The organism is Mucilaginibacter sp. McL0603, assembly GCF_049992945.1.
Taxonomy (GTDB): domain Bacteria; phylum Bacteroidota; class Bacteroidia; order Sphingobacteriales; family Sphingobacteriaceae; genus Mucilaginibacter.
On record NZ_CP188251.1, the window covers coordinates 3,531,315 to 3,546,932 of the forward strand.

The following is a 15,618-nucleotide window of genomic DNA, read 5'->3' on the forward strand; positions in this document are numbered from 1 at the left end:
TGACAAACAGATCAATGCTTTACAAGGCTGTTTTCTGTAAGAGACCTTAACATTTTCCGTGCTTCGGTTGGCGATCTTAAATAGAACTTTGCAGCAGATAAATTACTGCCTATTTTTATAGTGATCGCACTATCAGGCAATGCTTTAAATACATCCTCATCCGTATAATCATCACCAAAAGCCATTATAAAATCGTATTTGATGTTATCGATCAGCGTTAACGCGGCTTTGCCTTTATTGATCTCGATGTTTTTTATCTCGACAACCTTATCACCGGGTAATAGCTGAAGGCCTTTATCATTAGCAAGATATTTTAGATTGTTCATCAACTCCCCTGCCCTTAATTCGCCAAGCCCTTTTTGTGCTTTTCGGTAATGCCACACCAGTGAATAAGATTTTTCTTCAATAAAAGTACCCGGTGTACGGTCTACATAAGTTTCAAGCACTGGTAAAATATCGTGTTTCCAGTGTGCCGAAAGCCCGGCTAATTTATGCCAGTTAGCATGCTGTTTTTTGTACCATGCGCCATGTTCGGCTATCAGGTCGATATCTTTATCGCCAAACCATTCGCCCAGGTTCTCATGTTTACGGCCGCTAATGAGTACTACGTGATTTGCAGGGTCCTCAGTTAACTGTTGTAAAATGTCATACAATTCAGTATCCGGAGTTGCCTGCTCTATATTTGGTTTAAAATCGACCAGCGTGCCATCATAATCTAAAAATATAATGCGCTTATTTGTTTTGGCATAACGGTTTACAATAGATTGCTTGGTAGCCGTGCCGATATAACGTGTTTGCATGGAGCGCTGCAACTGTATCACTTCTTTCAGTTTATCCATAAAAATTTTCACCCAATGCGAAACATTAAATTTAGACACCATTTGTCGCATAGCCACCATTCGCCGGCGTTGTTCGTCCAACGGCATATTGATAGCTTTAATAATAGCGTCAGCCACTTCTACGGTGTTATTTGGGTTGACAATAATCGCATCGATTAGCTCTTTCGACGCCCCCGCCATCTCACTCAATATCAATACGCCATCATTATTAATGCGACTGGCTACATATTCTTTACTTACAAGATTCATACCATCGCGCATTGGCGTTACCAGGCATACATCGGCAGTATAATACAGGGCCGAAAGTAATTCGATAGGCAAAGGCCGGTAGTAGTAGTGAATGGGCGTCCAATCCATTGTTCGGTAAACGCCATTAATACTACCCACTTTTTTATCTATCTGATCGCGCAGCTGAACATATTGTGGTACGGTGTCACGGGAAGGCACTACGACCATATAAAGTGCTATTTTTTCTTTGTACTCGGGATATTGCTGTAACAGGTACTCAAACACATGCAGGCGCTGTAATATGCCTTTGCTGTAATCAAGGCGATCAATTGTAACAACCAGCTTTGTATTTTTAAAAGTATCCTGTATAAGCTTAATATCTTTCTTTACTTCGGGATCATGAGGTAATTCAGTATATTTTTTATCGTCAATACCCATCGGGAATGATTCGAGCACTATAGAGCGTTCGCCCTCAGTTATGATATTTGCCGAGGATGTTACAGGTAGTATCCTTGTTGACGCGTTTAAAAAATGTCTTACATCATCAAATGTGTGGAAACCGATCAGGTCGGCACCCAATATCCCATGTATCAGTTCGGCACGCCAGGGTATCAGCCTGAACATTTCATATGATGGGAAAGGTATATGCAGGAAAAAGCCTATCGAAAGATCGGGTTGCTCTTTGCGGATCAATGCTGGTAAAAGCATTAACTGATAATCGTGTACCCATATGGTATCACCAGGCTGCGCCACTTTAAGCACGGCATCTTTGAACTTTTCATTTACCTTTTGGTAGTAATCCCAGTTGGATTGCTTGTAATTTGCATAAGTGGAGGCATAGTAGTGAAATACGGGCCACAAAACTTCGTTTGAAAAGCCCTCGTAATATTCACTAATCTCTTCCTGCGATAAAAAAACAGGTAATAAGCTTTGTTCTTTTAGCTGACCGGTAATTTTTTCTTTTTTATTATCTTCTGTTACTTCAAGGCCGGGCCATCCTAGCCATATATTATCATTTTGTTTGTAAATAGATCCCAGACCAGTAGCCAGTCCACCCTCGCTTGGCGACAATGTATATTCGCCATCATTCTCTGTAATCTTTACCGGCAGACGATTTGATACAATTATAGTTTTAGACATATTAAGGTTGTTGTAATACCTTTAATAAGGCTGAAAAGGCATAAGTTGTTTTAAAAATCGTTTGAGAAGGTCGCAAAAAGCTAATTTCCATGCTAATAAAGCACTTTTTTAGCACGGTTTGTAGGGCCTATCATTTGAGCAACACAATTCATTTTTGTCATTCTGAACGCAGTGAGGAATCTTCAGCGTTCACTGCGCTATATTTTCTGCCGTAAAGTTCTGATGAAGAAGATTCTTCTCCGCCGATTGGCGGATCAGAATGACAATTCCTTTTTGGCCATCTTCTGAACACCTATACTAAACCCCTTCCTACACCTTCCCGAGGAAGGAATCGCACCACCTCTTCTTTTGAATCTTCCGAACATCTGAGGTGTAAAACAACCCTTACAGTCTTATGCAATCCTAAATGTGGAAATTATATAAAAGCAAAAAGCCACTCCGATAATGGAGTAGCTTATAGTTCTTAGGTTGTCTGAGAAAATTATTTTACTTCTTTGTAGAATTCGATGTGTGCTTCCGGAGTGATCCTTACCAATACTTCTTTAGTATCGCTTTTAAGGTCAACAAAGTAAGCAGTTTCATCAGCATCAGTGTTTACTTCGGTATTGCTTTGAAGCACGATCACTTCTTTAACAGCATAACCTTTGTACTTTTCAGCAATTTCTTGCTCAGCTTTAGCTGGGATAGCTTTTAAATCAGCATTCTGAGTTAAAGCTACAAACTGACCCTGAAGGTTATAAAAAGCAGTCTTTTTAGTACCATCAGTTACGAAATCAGCTTTCTGGAAATTTTTGTTTACAGTCCATGATACATTTTTTGCATCAGCGAAATCAGCATTGAACTGGTCTAACACAGTGTAAGAAACATTTACAGTAGTGTTGCTTTTTTTGGTGCCATCGGCAAAAACGCTTACGCTAAACAAAGTAGCGATCGCAGCGGTTATGAATAATTTTTTCATTGTCTTAAATTTTAAATCCACAACAAAAGTAAGATATACTTGCTAATATTTAAAATTTAAGAACACTTTTATGATTATTTGATAAACTTATGGGTGATTTTTTAATTTTTGTAAAATTTCAGTCAATACTTAGTGTCTTTTTTACAATATGTTAAAGATTTTTGAGAATACTTAGTGTACTTTATACAATAAGTAAATTTCTTAACAATTTCTTTGCAATTTGATGACATTGAGGGTTTTTTATGTAACAAAAATATTATGAAAGCACTTATCCATTGTCTGCAAAACCCGGATAAAGTGTCATTCCGCCATCCATAAATATCGTAATACCAGTGATATAGTCGGCCTCATCTGAAGAAAGCCAGGCCGCAAGCCTGCCAATGTCATCCGGCTGACCAATACGGTTATAAGGTATCAGGGTCAGCAGTTTTTCCAAAGATTCGGGCGTTCCCCATGCATCGCGGTTGATCGGTGTTTGTATTGCGCCGGGGCCAATACTTACTACACGTATCTTATGCGGAGCCAATTCCTGCGCCATACTTTTCATCAGCATCATAATGCCACCTTTACTAGTTGCATAGTTTACATGACCACCCCAGGGGATCACCTCGTGAACACTGCTCATGCAGATAATTTTACCGGCTGCCTTGCTCCTCTCCTGTACCACTCCCCTGCGGATAAACTCCCTTGCTGCTTCACGTGAGCATAAAAATTGACCCGTAAGGTTAATATTAATGACTGTTTGCCATTGATCTAAGGTCATATCCACAAACTTTGAGTCTTTTTGCAGACCGGCGTTGTTCACCAATATATCTATAGTGCCGTATCGTTTAAACATTTCGGCAAACATAGCTTGTACTTCAGCCTCATGACTCACATCAGCCTGAAAAGCAAATGCCTCGCCCCCGGCAGATTTTATCTCATTGACAGTTTGATCTGCCGCAACCTGGTTATGTGCATAGTTGATCAGCAGCTTTGCGCCTGCTTTGGCCAGCTCAAGCGCCACGCCCTTGCCAATACCGCTATCGGCCCCGGTAACCAGCGCTGCTTGTCCCTGTAGTGAATATGATTTCATAGAGTAGTTGTTTTCTATAAATATAGCAAACGCAAATAAGGGATTTGGTTTTTAAGGGAAATTTAAAGACACGATTAAAGGATTGGTGGGATTATTTGCAGGATTTAAGAATTAACTGCATTATTTAAAATTGCCATATGAAGTTTTATCCGTCGTAAGTGGAAAAGCCACGAGTCACCACGCTTTTGACCTTCGCTGTATAGTCGCGCCAATTAGGGAGACCCTGATTGAAATATTATTTCCCAATCATTACTTCGGTCGATTTGATGATAGCATATACTTCGTCGCCTGCTTTAAGGCTTAAATCTTTCACACTATCCAAAGTAATCACCGAACTGATAATATTGCCTCCGCCTATATCAACCGATACATTAGCCATTACTCCCCCTTCTTTAATTCCAACAATTTTTCCCTTGAGACTGTTGCGTGCACTTAGTTTCATAATTTTAAAATTTAAAAATTGATAAACCTGTAATTAATAAACAATACTCTATAATTAAAGTTAGCCAATCCACTTGGTTTTTTTAAAAGATTCATGCTATTTATTTAATAGAGTTATCTTTTCGCCCTTGTTGGTGTCAGCTTAGGTGTTCGGAAGATTATAATTTCTTAAAAAAACAACACGTCGTGCTGAACCTGCCTGCCGGTAGGCGGGTTTATTTTAGCATCCCATCAGAAAGTTTGATACTTTAAAGGTAATTCGAGGCTCACCACAGGTGTTACCTTGCAAGTGAAGTACCAATCTGCATCGCATGACAGCCTTTTAATTTCTTCCGAACACTTGTGGTGACACTGCCAACAAAGGCGGAAAAGGCCTTTTAGCTTTATTAATATTAGCTATAAACCGGTTCTTGTACTTCTGTTTCTATTCCCATATTTGTATTCAACCAAGCAAGTGCCTCAGAATTCAGGTTTGAGAAAATATTGTTTAATTGCGAGAACTCAGCAGGATCAAGTACACTTTTGTAATCTTCTAATGTTTTAGTTTCGGCTTTAAAATTGACATCCAGGTTTAGGGTTCTGATTTTTTCTGCGATATTACCTGGAATGGCAAAAATACTTGCCAATATATCCGGCTCGACATAACTTAATATATTCCCTGTACAAACATTGTAACAGGGGTCAGTAGGTTTAAAAGGATACCTGTTGCATTTACAATCTGATTTATTCATTGGTAATAATATTACAGTTAAAAATCCAAAGAATTAAAAAGGCGATCATCCAAACAGCAAATAATATAACACCAAGCATAAACCAGGTGAGCTGTCTGCCAAAGAGTTTGTTGGCTTCTTTACTGGAAGCTTCAACAAAATTTGGTTTAACAAACATACTTGCCAGGTAACTTCTGGTTACAGATTGTCCCCAATAGATAGATGCGCATAACGATATCCATCCTACGACATAAATAAAATATAAATATTTATAGTCTACCAGTTTCAAATAATCTTTATGCAATACGGCAAGCAAAGAACCGCCAATGATTAATAAAGACCAGCTTGAAACTCTGTTAGATTCTTCATTAACTATTTTCAGTGCTTCAATGCGTGAAATCGTTGATTGCTCTTTATTGGATACCGTTTCGGCTACTGCGTTTTCATGCCGAACCAATCTGAAGATAGGAAGGAAGTTAAAAAACCTTTTCCAACGGCTTAACGGACGGCTATCCATTTTTGTTTAAATGCTTTACAAGAAAGGTTAATCAAGAATACAAAAAAAAAATATTGAAAACAATATTTTAAGATTTATCGTCCGAAGTTATTGCTTCGGGCAGCGAATTCTTAGTTTAAAATGCAACCTACTGTATTTCAGGCATTAAAAAATATTCACGATCGTTCATGGGTAACGTGAACGCTATAACGCTTTTATATAATCCAGGAAGAGGTATAATGCTTTCTTTTTATCCTCGTTAAGATTAAAATCGAGTTTGTGCATCAGGTAATCTTCCAAATCGAAATCAGTGCGTTTTGGCAGCTCTTTTAGTAGTTCAGGGCGGTGGTCAAGGCCAAATTTCAGGGACTTATTAAATTCATCGCTGAAACTCTGCGGAATAGGCTTGTTAGCTATCCACGCAGCAAACACAAAAGGCAGGCCGGTTAGTTTTTGCCATTCTTCTGACAGGTCATACACATGTTTATACTGCGCTTTTTTGCCAAATGTGCGGTCGCCTATTTGTACGAATGCTGTTTGTTGATCTGGGGATTGCGCGTAATCAATAGCACCGGTAATCTGTTGCGGATTTACTTTCCACCAGTTTTTCAGCAGCACCCGCGCCAGGTTATTCGAGGTACGCGATTGCGGATCAAGCTGAACGGTTTTGACTTCATGGATATCACAATTACTGAACAGGAACACTGAATTAACAGGACCGGTAGCGCCAATACAATAATCTGAAATAATGTGCCATTCGGGCAAATTTAAAGCAGCGGCAACGGGTATGAGGCCAATGTCTACTTTATCATCGATCAGCTTTTGGGCACAATCAGAGGGTATATCCAGGCTCAGGTCTATTTGATCAATGAAGTGGGTATTTTGTATTCCGTATATAAAGGGCTTGGTATTAGTATAGCTTACAGCTGATATTCTGATCTTTTTCACAGAGTGGTATTCGTATTATTTTAAATGATTAGCGTTATTAAAGTCGACGATCTCGTATTTCGTCCCGTCCCAGGTTGCTTTGTATAAAACCAGGTTTTGATGCGGAAAACTTTCCATTTCGGTGAGCGGTTTGTTGAGTAATAAGCACATAAATAAGCGCATGGCGCGGCCGTGCATACAGATCAGCACTTCTTTTTCTTCAGGATGGCTCATGATAATTTGCAGAGCATCCAATTGTCTCGCTTTTACTTCGTTGGGGCTTTCGCCGCCTTCAAATTTGCTATCGAGTTTACCATCGAGCCAATTGCGTATCAGTTTCAGGAAGGCCGCTTTATTGGGAGGTGTGGTGGGCTGGCCTTCCAGTACTCCCCATGCCAACTCATCAAGACCGGATAATTTTTCGTACGGTATTCCCTTATCAATAAATGCCTGTATGCTTTGCTGGGTACGTTTTAGCTCAGAAATATATATTTTATCAAAAGGCACATTCTTATAGGCTTTATAAAATAAAGCAGCCTGGTGACGTCCTTCCTCGTTTAGATCGGTGTCCCTGCCCCTGCCTTGCACAATCCCCTGTTTATTAAGGTCTGTCTGGCCGTGGCGAACAACATATAACGTTTTTAATATCATTAATTTTTAGCTAAAAGCTGAAAGACAAAGGCCTAAAGCTCTTTTAATTCTATTTTAAAAGCCCCCTTAATTTATCACAGGCAGTTTGTAAAACTGTGGCTTTGCTTCCTCAGGGAACTCAAAATTGGTATAATCGGTAACTACATTATATAATGTATCCCGTTCAATAGGTTTTCTGCCCACCTGTTTAATCAGGTCTACCAATTGCTTGGTGCTCATACCCGGATGCTGTTCCTCAGCGCCAGCCATTGAATAAATCTTTGTAGTGTCATCTAATGTTCCGTCAATATCATCCACACCAAAGTTAAGGGATAACTGCGCCGTATTACGGCTAATCATCGCCCAATAAGCTTTTATATGATCGAAATTATCCAGATAGATACGTGCTATGGCATAATTACGCAAATCCTCAACAACAGTTGATTCCGGTACGTGTGACATCTGGTTATCCTGGTTACGGAATTTCAGTGGAATAAAAGTCTGGAAGCCAGCTGTTTTATCCTGCAACTGGCGCAAACGTTCCATGTGATCTACACGATGCCAATATTTTTCTATATGACCATACAACATAGTAGCATTTGAGCGCATACCCAGTTTGTGCCATTCCTCATGTATTTCCAGCCATTGATCGGCAGTGCATTTGTCTTTGGCTATCTGCTCGCGTATTTCGGGATGAAATATCTCCGCTCCACCACCCGGTATTGATTCCAGACCAGCGTCCTTCATCATCTTCATGCCGGTAGCATAGTCGATCTTTGCTTTTTTGAAAATATAATGATATTCAACCGGTGTTAAAGCCTTTACATGCAATTCAGGGCGATGCGCTTTTATTTTGCTGAATAATTCGCTATAAAAAGGAACATCGTATTGCGGCAATACACCGCCTACAATATGTACTTCGGTAACCGGCTCATTGTCATATTTTTTTACAATGTCCAGCATCTCTTCCATCGTATACTCCCACCCTTCCGACCGTTGTTTGATCAGGCGGGAATATGAACAAAACTTGCAATCGTAAACACAAAGATTGGTTGGTTCGATATGAAAATTGCGGTTAAAGTAGGTTTTGTCTCCGTGTTTTTTTTCGCGGATATAATTGGCCAGAACTCCCAAATAGCTTAATTCGCCCTTTTCAAAAAGCAAAACACCTTCGTCTAAGGTAATGCGTTCGCTATTCAGAACTTTTTGGGCAATGTGCTTTAAATCAGCAGGAAGATCAGGATTTTGAATTAATACCTCTAAATCACCAGGTGAAACCATACACAGAAAATTTTGTCAAATGTACTAAAAAGCGCAAATTTTGCTTTCACACAATGGCATATTGTTCAACTATGCAAGGTAATGACATTAAGTTTACAGTGAGGTGATGGATGATATCTGCTGAATACCAATAAAACAGTTATCCTGGCAACCTTTTGGGTAATAGCCCACCTCGGATATTAATCCCCTGTTTTTTATCTCAAAATAAATATCATTTTTAAGAGGATCAGCATTAAGCCAGCTATTTTTAGCTTTGACATATATATCGTCCAGTGTCATTACATCACCAGCTTCTGGGTGAGTATTCAAAGTAATCCCTTCTTCATGCCATTTTGCAGTAGTATCTCTTTTAGCAGTATTATGCACAGTATCTATTAAATAGTAATATGCTGAATAATCGCGGGCTACAACTTTACCATTCTCCACACTTGTTGTAACGGTCACGTTGTTAGAAGGCTCCACATATATCTGATTAATGGTATAGGCATATGAATTATTAATCTTCATTTTGTAAGAAAGCCAGGCACTATAACTATTATTATAATTTGAAGTAATAGAATCAGGGATTTTAAAGATGCTTTTTGATGTATCCTTATCGTTATTTGAAACAACAGAATCCTGTATTTTAACAGCATTTTTAACCATCTCTTTTTTACAGGAAATCAGGAGAATAAGCCCGATAAGGATAAGGCACAATTTGGTTTTCATACTAAGGTTATTTGGGGGATTATAATAAAATTACAAATAATACCACACGTTTGCCAAATAATCTCGTTTATTTTGTTGTTTATGAAAATCGAGACCATCGCCATTCACGCCGGTAATCATGCTGACGGATCATCAAAAGCAGTAATTCAGCCTATCACCCTATCCACAACGTTTACTAGAGAAGCTGACGGATCTTTCCCGGCAGGATATATCTATAGTAGATCAAGCAACCCCAACCGTACATCCCTGGAAAATGTATTAGCCAGACTGGAAAGTGGCGCCGATGCGGCAGCTTTCTCCTCTGGCAATGCGGCGGGTATGACGGTTTTTCAAACGCTGAAACCAGGTACACATATAATTTGTCCGGATGATATGTATCATGGATTGCGTAACCAGATAAAAACACTGTTTGCCGGGATATTAGAGTTTGATTTTATCGATATAAATGATACCGCAGTATTAACTTCTCATATTAAATCCAATACCGGCTTAATATGGATCGAAACACCTTCAAATCCGCTTTTGAAGATAACGGATATTAAAAAAATTGTTGAAATTGCGCGAAAACATCACATCAAAGTAGCTTGTGATAATACTTTTGCCACACCTATTGGTCAGCAACCATTGGCTTTGGGCGTTGATCTGGTAATGCATTCTTCCACCAAATATTTTGGTGGTCATAGCGACCTTATGGGCGGTGCATTAATTACTGCCGAGAAAAATGAATGGTGGACAAAGATTCGCCAGGTGCAGGAAATGGGCGGCGCTATCCCCTCGCCTATGGATTGTTATTTTTTAACGAGAAGCATAAAAACACTTCCCTATCGCGTACGTGGACACGTATATAATGCGCAATTGCTATCTGAATATCTTCAGAAACATTCCAAAATAGAAAAGGTAATGTACCCTGGTCTTCCATCCCATCCGCAGCATAAAATTGCCAAAGAGCAAATGCTAAATTTTGGCGGTATGCTTTCTTTTTGTGTAAAAGGAGGATCGGACGAAGCAAGAAATGTGATTAACAAGCTAAATATATTTACCCAGGCCACCAGCCTTGGCGGCGTGGAAACCCTGATAGAGCATCGTGCCTCTGTTGAAGGTCCGGACACCAAAACGCCGCATAATTTATTGCGTGTATCTGTAGGCCTGGAACATATTGATGACCTGATCGCAGATATCTCTCAAGCACTAAGTTAGAGCAAATCATGGTTCACAGTTTCAGTTTTACTATGAGCCATGATCTATTAATTATCAACAATTAACTTTTAAAATACGACATCGGCTCTTTACCCAGCCGTCTTCTCAATATACCGATCTGCCCGATATGATAAGATTGATGATCATTGATAAAAGCCCACAATCCGGCTAAAGTGTTATCAAATGGAGCTATTGGGTGCTTTATTTCGATAACCGAACCCAATGCTTCATCCGGCAGGTTTTCAAGGCCTTTCCGAATAACAGGTGATACTTCGTTCCATTTATTCCTGATCTGTTCAATTGTAGGAAACTCACCTTTTGGCATTTTTCTTTCTTCTTCGGTCGACCCTTGTACAGTTAAAAAATGACCAGTCCATGGGATATCCACTTGTGCGCCACCAATACGTACCAGGTTTCGTTGCGCCCATAGTAAGTGTCCTGCCAGCCATTTAACGCTATTCATGGGTTCGGCCACGCATGTGTTTGCTTCGGAATCATTGATACTTTCAATTACATTGTTGAACAATATATCATGAAGGTCATACTGTGCTAATAATTGTTTTTTTGCTGACATGATTTAATGATTTAGTTTTTTGATCTATGTAAAACTACCAACAATAACAGCTTACAGTGGGGCGTAAATACGCCATATAAGAGGCTTTTTGCGCCATTTATTCAATCTGTCAATAGTGGGGCAAGTACAATATAAAGTCATAACCTCAAATTTTTTGAAATTTAATTTGGAGATTTGCTTTAACATGCACTATGTTTGCAACATTATTTGGTAACAATACCAAAATCAATTCCCCAAAAGGTTTTGATTTATAAAGAAGCGGCGAGAGATCAGGCTCAATGACCCGCTGGCAACCCTCCAAGGTGGAGAAGGTGCCAATTCCTGGCCCGGAGAATGGATCTCCGGGGGATATAAATTAATAACCATGAAAAGTCTGACGAAAATCACATCCTGCAACCTTTTGAACATCCCTACGGGTTTGGCAATTTCTTATAGCTATCCAAATAGCTGTATGTGCATGTGTTGTTGCTGTTAATCCACGAGTTTGAATTTATTTAAACAAAGTGCATAGCATCAAAGGCTTACCTGTCTTTATTTGCTACTAACATCAAATCACCTTTAGCATCAGGAAATCAATAGTTAAAAACATCAAAATACTTACTGCCATGTCAACATTAAAATTCGAAACATTACAACTACACGCCGGACAAGAAGCTGACCCAACAACGGGCGCACGGGCTGTGCCACTTTATCAAACTTCTTCATTTGTATTTAAAAACGCCGAGCATGGCGCAAACCTGTTCGCTCTAAAAGAATTTGGTAATATTTACAGCCGTATCATGAATCCAACCACAGATGTTTTTGAGAAGCGTGTGGCGGCATTGGAAGGTGGCGTAGCAGCATTAGCAACCGGATCAGGACAAGCAGCGCAATTTCTTGCCCTAAACAATATCCTACAGGTTGGCGATAATTTTGTTTCCTCACCCTATTTATACGGCGGTACCTACAATCAATTTAAGGTTTCTTTTAAACGGCTGGGTATTGATGCACGTTTTGCAAAAGACGATAGCGCCGAAAATATTGAAAAATTGATCGATGACAAAACCAAAGCCATTTATCTTGAAACCATTGGTAACCCGGAATATAACATACCCGATTTTGATAAAATCGCTGCTGTAGCTAAAAAGCATGATCTACCGCTTATTGTAGATAATACATTTGCCGCTGCCGGTTATTTATTCCGTCCGCTGGAACATGGAGCACATGTTGTGGTACAATCTGCTACAAAATGGATCGGTGGACATGGTACAAGCATAGGTGGTGTAATTGTTGACGGTGGTAACTACAACTGGGGCAATGGTAAATTTCCACAGTTTACCGAGCCATCAGAAGGTTATCATGGATTAGTATTCTCGGATGTATTTGGTATTGGCGGCCCTTTTGGCAACATCCAATTCATCATTCGTGCCCGTGTTGAGGGTCTACGCGATTTTGGTCCGTCTATATCTCCATTTAACAGTTTCCTGTTCATACAAGGATTAGAGACACTTTCATTGCGTGTTCAACGCCATGTGGATAATGCACTCGAGCTAGCTAAATGGCTTGAAAAACATCCCCAGGTAGCAAAAGTAAACTACCCAGGCTTAGCATCATCGCGTTATCATGCGCTAGCCCAAAAGTATTTGAAAAACGGTTTTGGCGCAGTATTATCATTCGAGATAAAAGGTGACAAAGAAAATGCCGGCCGTTTTATTGATAGCCTGCAACTGGTTAGCCATCTGGCAAACGTAGGTGATGCTAAAACATTGATCATTCAACCATCAGCAACTACGCATCAGCAACTTTCTGATGAAGAACAACTTGCCGCAGGGGTTACGCCAAACTCGTTGCGCATTGCAGTTGGAATTGAGCATATTGATGATATAAAAGCCGATTTGGAACAGGCATTTGCCAAAATAAAAAAACTGGCAGCCGAGTTAAGCCTCACCTAAATCCTCTCCAAAGGAGAGGACTTGATTTTATTCCCTCCCTTTTGGGGAGAGTTAGAGAGGGGCAGTTTTTTTAGTTTTTTAAGTGATAATAGAGTTATTACGGAATGTGGCTGATAAAATTCAGCTGCATCCGAAATAACAAACGGATGAAATGAATACACAAATATTTAAATACCCGAACCCATTTAAGCTCGAATCAGGAAAGATATTGCGGGAACTGGAGATAGGTTTCCATACTTATGGTAAATTAAATAAAGAGCGTGATAATGCGGTGTGGGTATGTCACGCACTAACAGCAAATTCTGATGTATTTGACTGGTGGAAAGGATTGTTTGGAAGCAAAAATTACTTTAACCCGGATGAGCATTTTATTGTATGCGCTAACATTTTAGGTTCACCCTATGGCACTACAAGTCCATTGAGCGAAAATCCGGTAACCGGTTTACCATATTACTTATCGTTCCCACAAATATGTGTTCGTGATATGGTTAAAGCACACCAATTACTGGCAGATCACCTGGAGATTAAAGATATCAAAATAGTTTTAGGCGGTTCATTAGGTGGGCAGCAGGCTTTGGAGTGGTCTATTATGGAACCAAATCGTATCAAAAATCTGATAGCGATCGCTACCAACGCGCGGCATTCACCATGGGGCATCGCTTTTAATGAATCGCAGCGCCTGGCCATCGCTTCGGACAGAAGCTTTTATGCAAATAAACCTGACGGCGGCGTAAAAGGCCTAAAAGCAGCACGTAGTATTGCATTGCTCTCCTATCGTGGTTACAAAACCTATTCGATAACACAACAAGAGGATAACGATAAAAAAGTAGACAGCTTTAAAGCTTCATCATACCAAAATTACCAGGGCGAAAAACTGGTAAACCGATATAACGCTTACAGCTATTGGTGTTTGACTAAAGTAATGGACTCGCACAATGTGGGTCGCGGCAGGCATGGTGTGGAAAAAGCGTTAAGCCTTATCAAAGCAAAAACATTAGTAATTGGAATTAAATCAGACCTGTTATTTCCCCTGGAGGAACAACAGTATCTGTTCAGGCATATACCTACGGCAGCCTTTGCCGAATTGGATTCGTTTTACGGCCATGACGGATTTTTGATAGAAACAGAAGCATTAACAAATATTATTACATCATTTTTTAAAACTGACGTAAAGGGAAAAATTATAGAATTGCAACAAACCGCATAATGAGTAAAAAACTAACTATAGGACTATTTGGCTTTGGCGTTGTGGGCCAGGGATTGTACGATATTATCAAGACTAAAAATCTCAACCTCGAGATAGTTAAGATATGTATTAAGGATGGCAGCAAAAAAAGATCGCTTCCATCCCACCTATTCACTACTGATAAAGACGAGTTGCTCAACAATCCAGAGATCAATACAATTGTTGAGCTAATCAATGAAACTGAACCGGCTTTTGAAATTGTTTCAAGAGCTTTAAGCACAGGCAGAAATGTTGTGTCGGCAAGTAAAAAAATGATTGCCACGCATCTAAATGAATTAATTACTCTGCAACATCAATACGGCACTTCCTTATTATATGAAGGTGCTGTTTGCGGCAGTATTCCTATCATCCGGAATTTAGAAGAATACTATGATAATGAATTACTGCATTCCATTTGTGGAATTTTTAATGGTTCATCCAATTATATTCTTTCAAAAGGCTTTATCGAAAATATGGATTATGATTCGGCCTTAAAACAAGCCCAGGACCTTGGTTTTGCAGAAACCGACCCAACTATGGATGTGGGTGGTTTTGATGCAAAATTCAAGCTGGTTATAGCGGCATCACATGCTTATGGTGTGGTCGTAAAACCTGAAGAAGTTTTTAACCTGGGTATACAAAATCTATCTGCTCACGACTTGCAATACGCCCGTGAAAAAAATCTAAAAATCAAGCTGGTTCCTGTTGCTAAAGAACTGGATGACAAGCATGTAGCATTATTCGTGTTACCTAAATTCGTAAATGAAAGCGAATTTTTATACAATGTTGAGTACGAATATAACGGGGTAATTGTACAAGCTGCTTTTGCAGATCAGCAATTCTTTTTTGGTAAGGGTGCCGGTGGTCACCCTACAGGCTCGGCGGTGCTTTCTGACATAGCAGCTCTACGTTACGATTATCAATATGAATATAAAAAAGCCAAATCGAAAAAAGATTTGAACTTCACTAATGATATCGAAATAAACATTTATTTGCGCTATGAGGATGACAATCTGGTGGATGAATTAGGCTTTGAATACATCCACGAACGGTATTACTCAGGCAATTATAAGTTTGTTATTGGGAAAATTAATCTGCAAAAACTGATCGACAATCAACATCGTATATTTAACGACAAGGCCTTCATAGCCTTTGCTGATCAGCTAAAAGGGGTCAGTTTAGCCCCGGCAAAAAAACAAACTGCAGAAGCTTATTTATAAACTTCTGCATTATTTATGGAAAGAGGCTCCCAAATGGG

Annotated in this window: 15 protein-coding genes and 1 riboswitch; of the genes, 4 read left to right on the top strand and 11 right to left on the bottom strand. The window is 39.5% G+C overall.

Annotated elements, in window-relative coordinates; genetic code table 11:
- Positions 1–11 precede the first annotated feature (11 nt).
- The 10 genes from ACPPVU_RS16210 to ACPPVU_RS16255 all read right to left on the bottom strand — a co-directional run bounded on the left by ACPPVU_RS16210 (position 12) and on the right by ACPPVU_RS16255 (position 9,433).
- Positions 12–2,207 carry a bifunctional alpha,alpha-trehalose-phosphate synthase (UDP-forming)/trehalose-phosphatase gene (locus tag ACPPVU_RS16210; RefSeq protein ID WP_426667567.1) on the bottom strand — a complete coding sequence of 732 codons (2,196 nt, stop codon included), beginning with the start codon at positions 2,205–2,207 and terminating at the stop codon, positions 12–14.
- 481 nt (positions 2,208–2,688) lie between these two features.
- The gene (locus tag ACPPVU_RS16215) at positions 2,689–3,165 is read right to left on the bottom strand and encodes a hypothetical protein (protein ID WP_426667568.1); all 477 of its coding nucleotides are present in this window, start codon (positions 3,163–3,165) and stop codon (positions 2,689–2,691) included.
- A gap of 268 nt (positions 3,166–3,433) precedes the next feature.
- A complete protein-coding gene (locus ACPPVU_RS16220; protein ID WP_426667569.1) occupies positions 3,434–4,240 on the bottom strand; it encodes an SDR family oxidoreductase in 807 nt (268 codons plus the stop codon).
- Between the two features lie 235 nt (positions 4,241–4,475).
- On the bottom strand, positions 4,476–4,682 hold the full coding sequence (locus tag ACPPVU_RS16225) for a TOBE domain-containing protein (RefSeq protein ID WP_426667570.1): 207 nt from the start codon (positions 4,680–4,682) through the stop codon (positions 4,476–4,478).
- A 391-nt stretch (positions 4,683–5,073) separates the two neighbouring features.
- Positions 5,074–5,412: a hypothetical protein gene (locus ACPPVU_RS16230; protein WP_426667571.1), complete on the bottom strand. Its 339-nt coding sequence runs from the start codon at positions 5,410–5,412 to the stop codon at positions 5,074–5,076.
- The gene (locus tag ACPPVU_RS16235; protein WP_426667572.1) at positions 5,405–5,908 is read right to left on the bottom strand and encodes a hypothetical protein; all 504 of its coding nucleotides are present in this window, start codon (positions 5,906–5,908) and stop codon (positions 5,405–5,407) included. The genes ACPPVU_RS16230 and ACPPVU_RS16235 overlap by 8 nt, the downstream gene beginning before the upstream one ends.
- A 183-nt stretch (positions 5,909–6,091) precedes the next feature.
- The gene (locus tag ACPPVU_RS16240; RefSeq protein WP_426667573.1) at positions 6,092–6,835 is read right to left on the bottom strand and encodes a menaquinone biosynthetic enzyme MqnA/MqnD family protein; all 744 of its coding nucleotides are present in this window, start codon (positions 6,833–6,835) and stop codon (positions 6,092–6,094) included.
- 15 nt (positions 6,836–6,850) lie between these two features.
- Complete coding sequence (locus ACPPVU_RS16245; RefSeq protein WP_426667574.1) at positions 6,851–7,465, bottom strand: histidine phosphatase family protein; 615 nt, start codon at positions 7,463–7,465, stop codon at positions 6,851–6,853.
- A 66-nt stretch (positions 7,466–7,531) separates the two neighbouring features.
- The gene (gene mqnE, locus ACPPVU_RS16250; protein WP_426667575.1) at positions 7,532–8,725 is read right to left on the bottom strand and encodes an aminofutalosine synthase MqnE; all 1,194 of its coding nucleotides are present in this window, start codon (positions 8,723–8,725) and stop codon (positions 7,532–7,534) included.
- 93 nt (positions 8,726–8,818) lie between these two features.
- Positions 8,819–9,433 (bottom strand): hypothetical protein, encoded by a 615-nt coding sequence (locus ACPPVU_RS16255; protein WP_426667576.1) that lies wholly within the window; start codon positions 9,431–9,433, stop codon positions 8,819–8,821.
- A gap of 81 nt (positions 9,434–9,514) precedes the next feature.
- On the opposite strand from ACPPVU_RS16255, the gene ACPPVU_RS16260 reads away from it, so the two are divergent.
- Positions 9,515–10,630, top strand: coding sequence for a trans-sulfuration enzyme family protein (locus ACPPVU_RS16260; protein WP_426667577.1), 1,116 nt, complete (start codon positions 9,515–9,517; stop codon positions 10,628–10,630).
- Between the two features lie 61 nt (positions 10,631–10,691).
- On the opposite strand, the gene ACPPVU_RS16265 is transcribed toward ACPPVU_RS16260, so the two are convergent.
- Positions 10,692–11,204, bottom strand: coding sequence for a DinB family protein (locus tag ACPPVU_RS16265; protein WP_426667578.1), 513 nt, complete (start codon positions 11,202–11,204; stop codon positions 10,692–10,694).
- 245 nt (positions 11,205–11,449) lie between these two features.
- Positions 11,450–11,561, top strand: a riboswitch (SAM riboswitch).
- Positions 11,562–11,809: 248 nt separating this feature from the next.
- Here ACPPVU_RS16265 and ACPPVU_RS16270 point away from each other — a divergent pair.
- The 3 genes from ACPPVU_RS16270 (at position 11,810) to ACPPVU_RS16280 (ending at position 15,580) form a co-directional block, all read left to right on the top strand.
- Complete coding sequence (locus ACPPVU_RS16270) at positions 11,810–13,135, top strand: O-acetylhomoserine aminocarboxypropyltransferase/cysteine synthase family protein (protein WP_426667579.1); 1,326 nt, start codon at positions 11,810–11,812, stop codon at positions 13,133–13,135.
- Positions 13,136–13,286: 151 nt separating this feature from the next.
- Entirely contained in the window at positions 13,287–14,342 is a 1,056-nt protein-coding gene (locus ACPPVU_RS16275) for a homoserine O-acetyltransferase family protein (protein WP_426667580.1), read from the top strand.
- A complete protein-coding gene (locus ACPPVU_RS16280) occupies positions 14,342–15,580 on the top strand; it encodes a homoserine dehydrogenase (protein WP_426667581.1) in 1,239 nt (412 codons plus the stop codon). Before ACPPVU_RS16275 ends, ACPPVU_RS16280 begins: the two co-directional genes overlap by 1 nt.
- Positions 15,581–15,618: the final 38 nt, after the last annotated feature.

Bases quoted from the DNA above. Each gene is read 5' to 3' on its own strand.
- ACPPVU_RS16280 (WP_426667581.1), top strand. From the start codon at position 14,342: ATGAGTAAAAAACTAACTATAGGACTATTTGGCTTTGGCGTTGTGGGC.
- ACPPVU_RS16270 (WP_426667579.1), top strand. From the start codon at position 11,810: ATGTCAACATTAAAATTCGAAACATTACAACTACACGCCGGACAAGAA.
- ACPPVU_RS16220 (WP_426667569.1), bottom strand. From the start codon at position 4,240: ATGAAATCATATTCACTACAGGGACAAGCAGCGCTGGTTACCGGGGCC.
- ACPPVU_RS16265 (WP_426667578.1), bottom strand. From the start codon at position 11,204: ATGTCAGCAAAAAAACAATTATTAGCACAGTATGACCTTCATGATATA.
- mqnE (WP_426667575.1), bottom strand. From the start codon at position 8,725: ATGGTTTCACCTGGTGATTTAGAGGTATTAATTCAAAATCCTGATCTT.
- ACPPVU_RS16245 (WP_426667574.1), bottom strand. From the start codon at position 7,465: ATGATATTAAAAACGTTATATGTTGTTCGCCACGGCCAGACAGACCTT.
- ACPPVU_RS16260 (WP_426667577.1), top strand. From the start codon at position 9,515: ATGAAAATCGAGACCATCGCCATTCACGCCGGTAATCATGCTGACGGA.
- ACPPVU_RS16210 (WP_426667567.1), bottom strand. From the start codon at position 2,207: ATGTCTAAAACTATAATTGTATCAAATCGTCTGCCGGTAAAGATTACA.
- ACPPVU_RS16255 (WP_426667576.1), bottom strand. From the start codon at position 9,433: ATGAAAACCAAATTGTGCCTTATCCTTATCGGGCTTATTCTCCTGATT.
- ACPPVU_RS16230 (WP_426667571.1), bottom strand. From the start codon at position 5,412: ATGAATAAATCAGATTGTAAATGCAACAGGTATCCTTTTAAACCTACT.
- ACPPVU_RS16275 (WP_426667580.1), top strand. From the start codon at position 13,287: ATGAATACACAAATATTTAAATACCCGAACCCATTTAAGCTCGAATCA.
- ACPPVU_RS16225 (WP_426667570.1), bottom strand. From the start codon at position 4,682: ATGAAACTAAGTGCACGCAACAGTCTCAAGGGAAAAATTGTTGGAATT.
- ACPPVU_RS16235 (WP_426667572.1), bottom strand. From the start codon at position 5,908: ATGGATAGCCGTCCGTTAAGCCGTTGGAAAAGGTTTTTTAACTTCCTT.
- ACPPVU_RS16215 (WP_426667568.1), bottom strand. From the start codon at position 3,165: ATGAAAAAATTATTCATAACCGCTGCGATCGCTACTTTGTTTAGCGTA.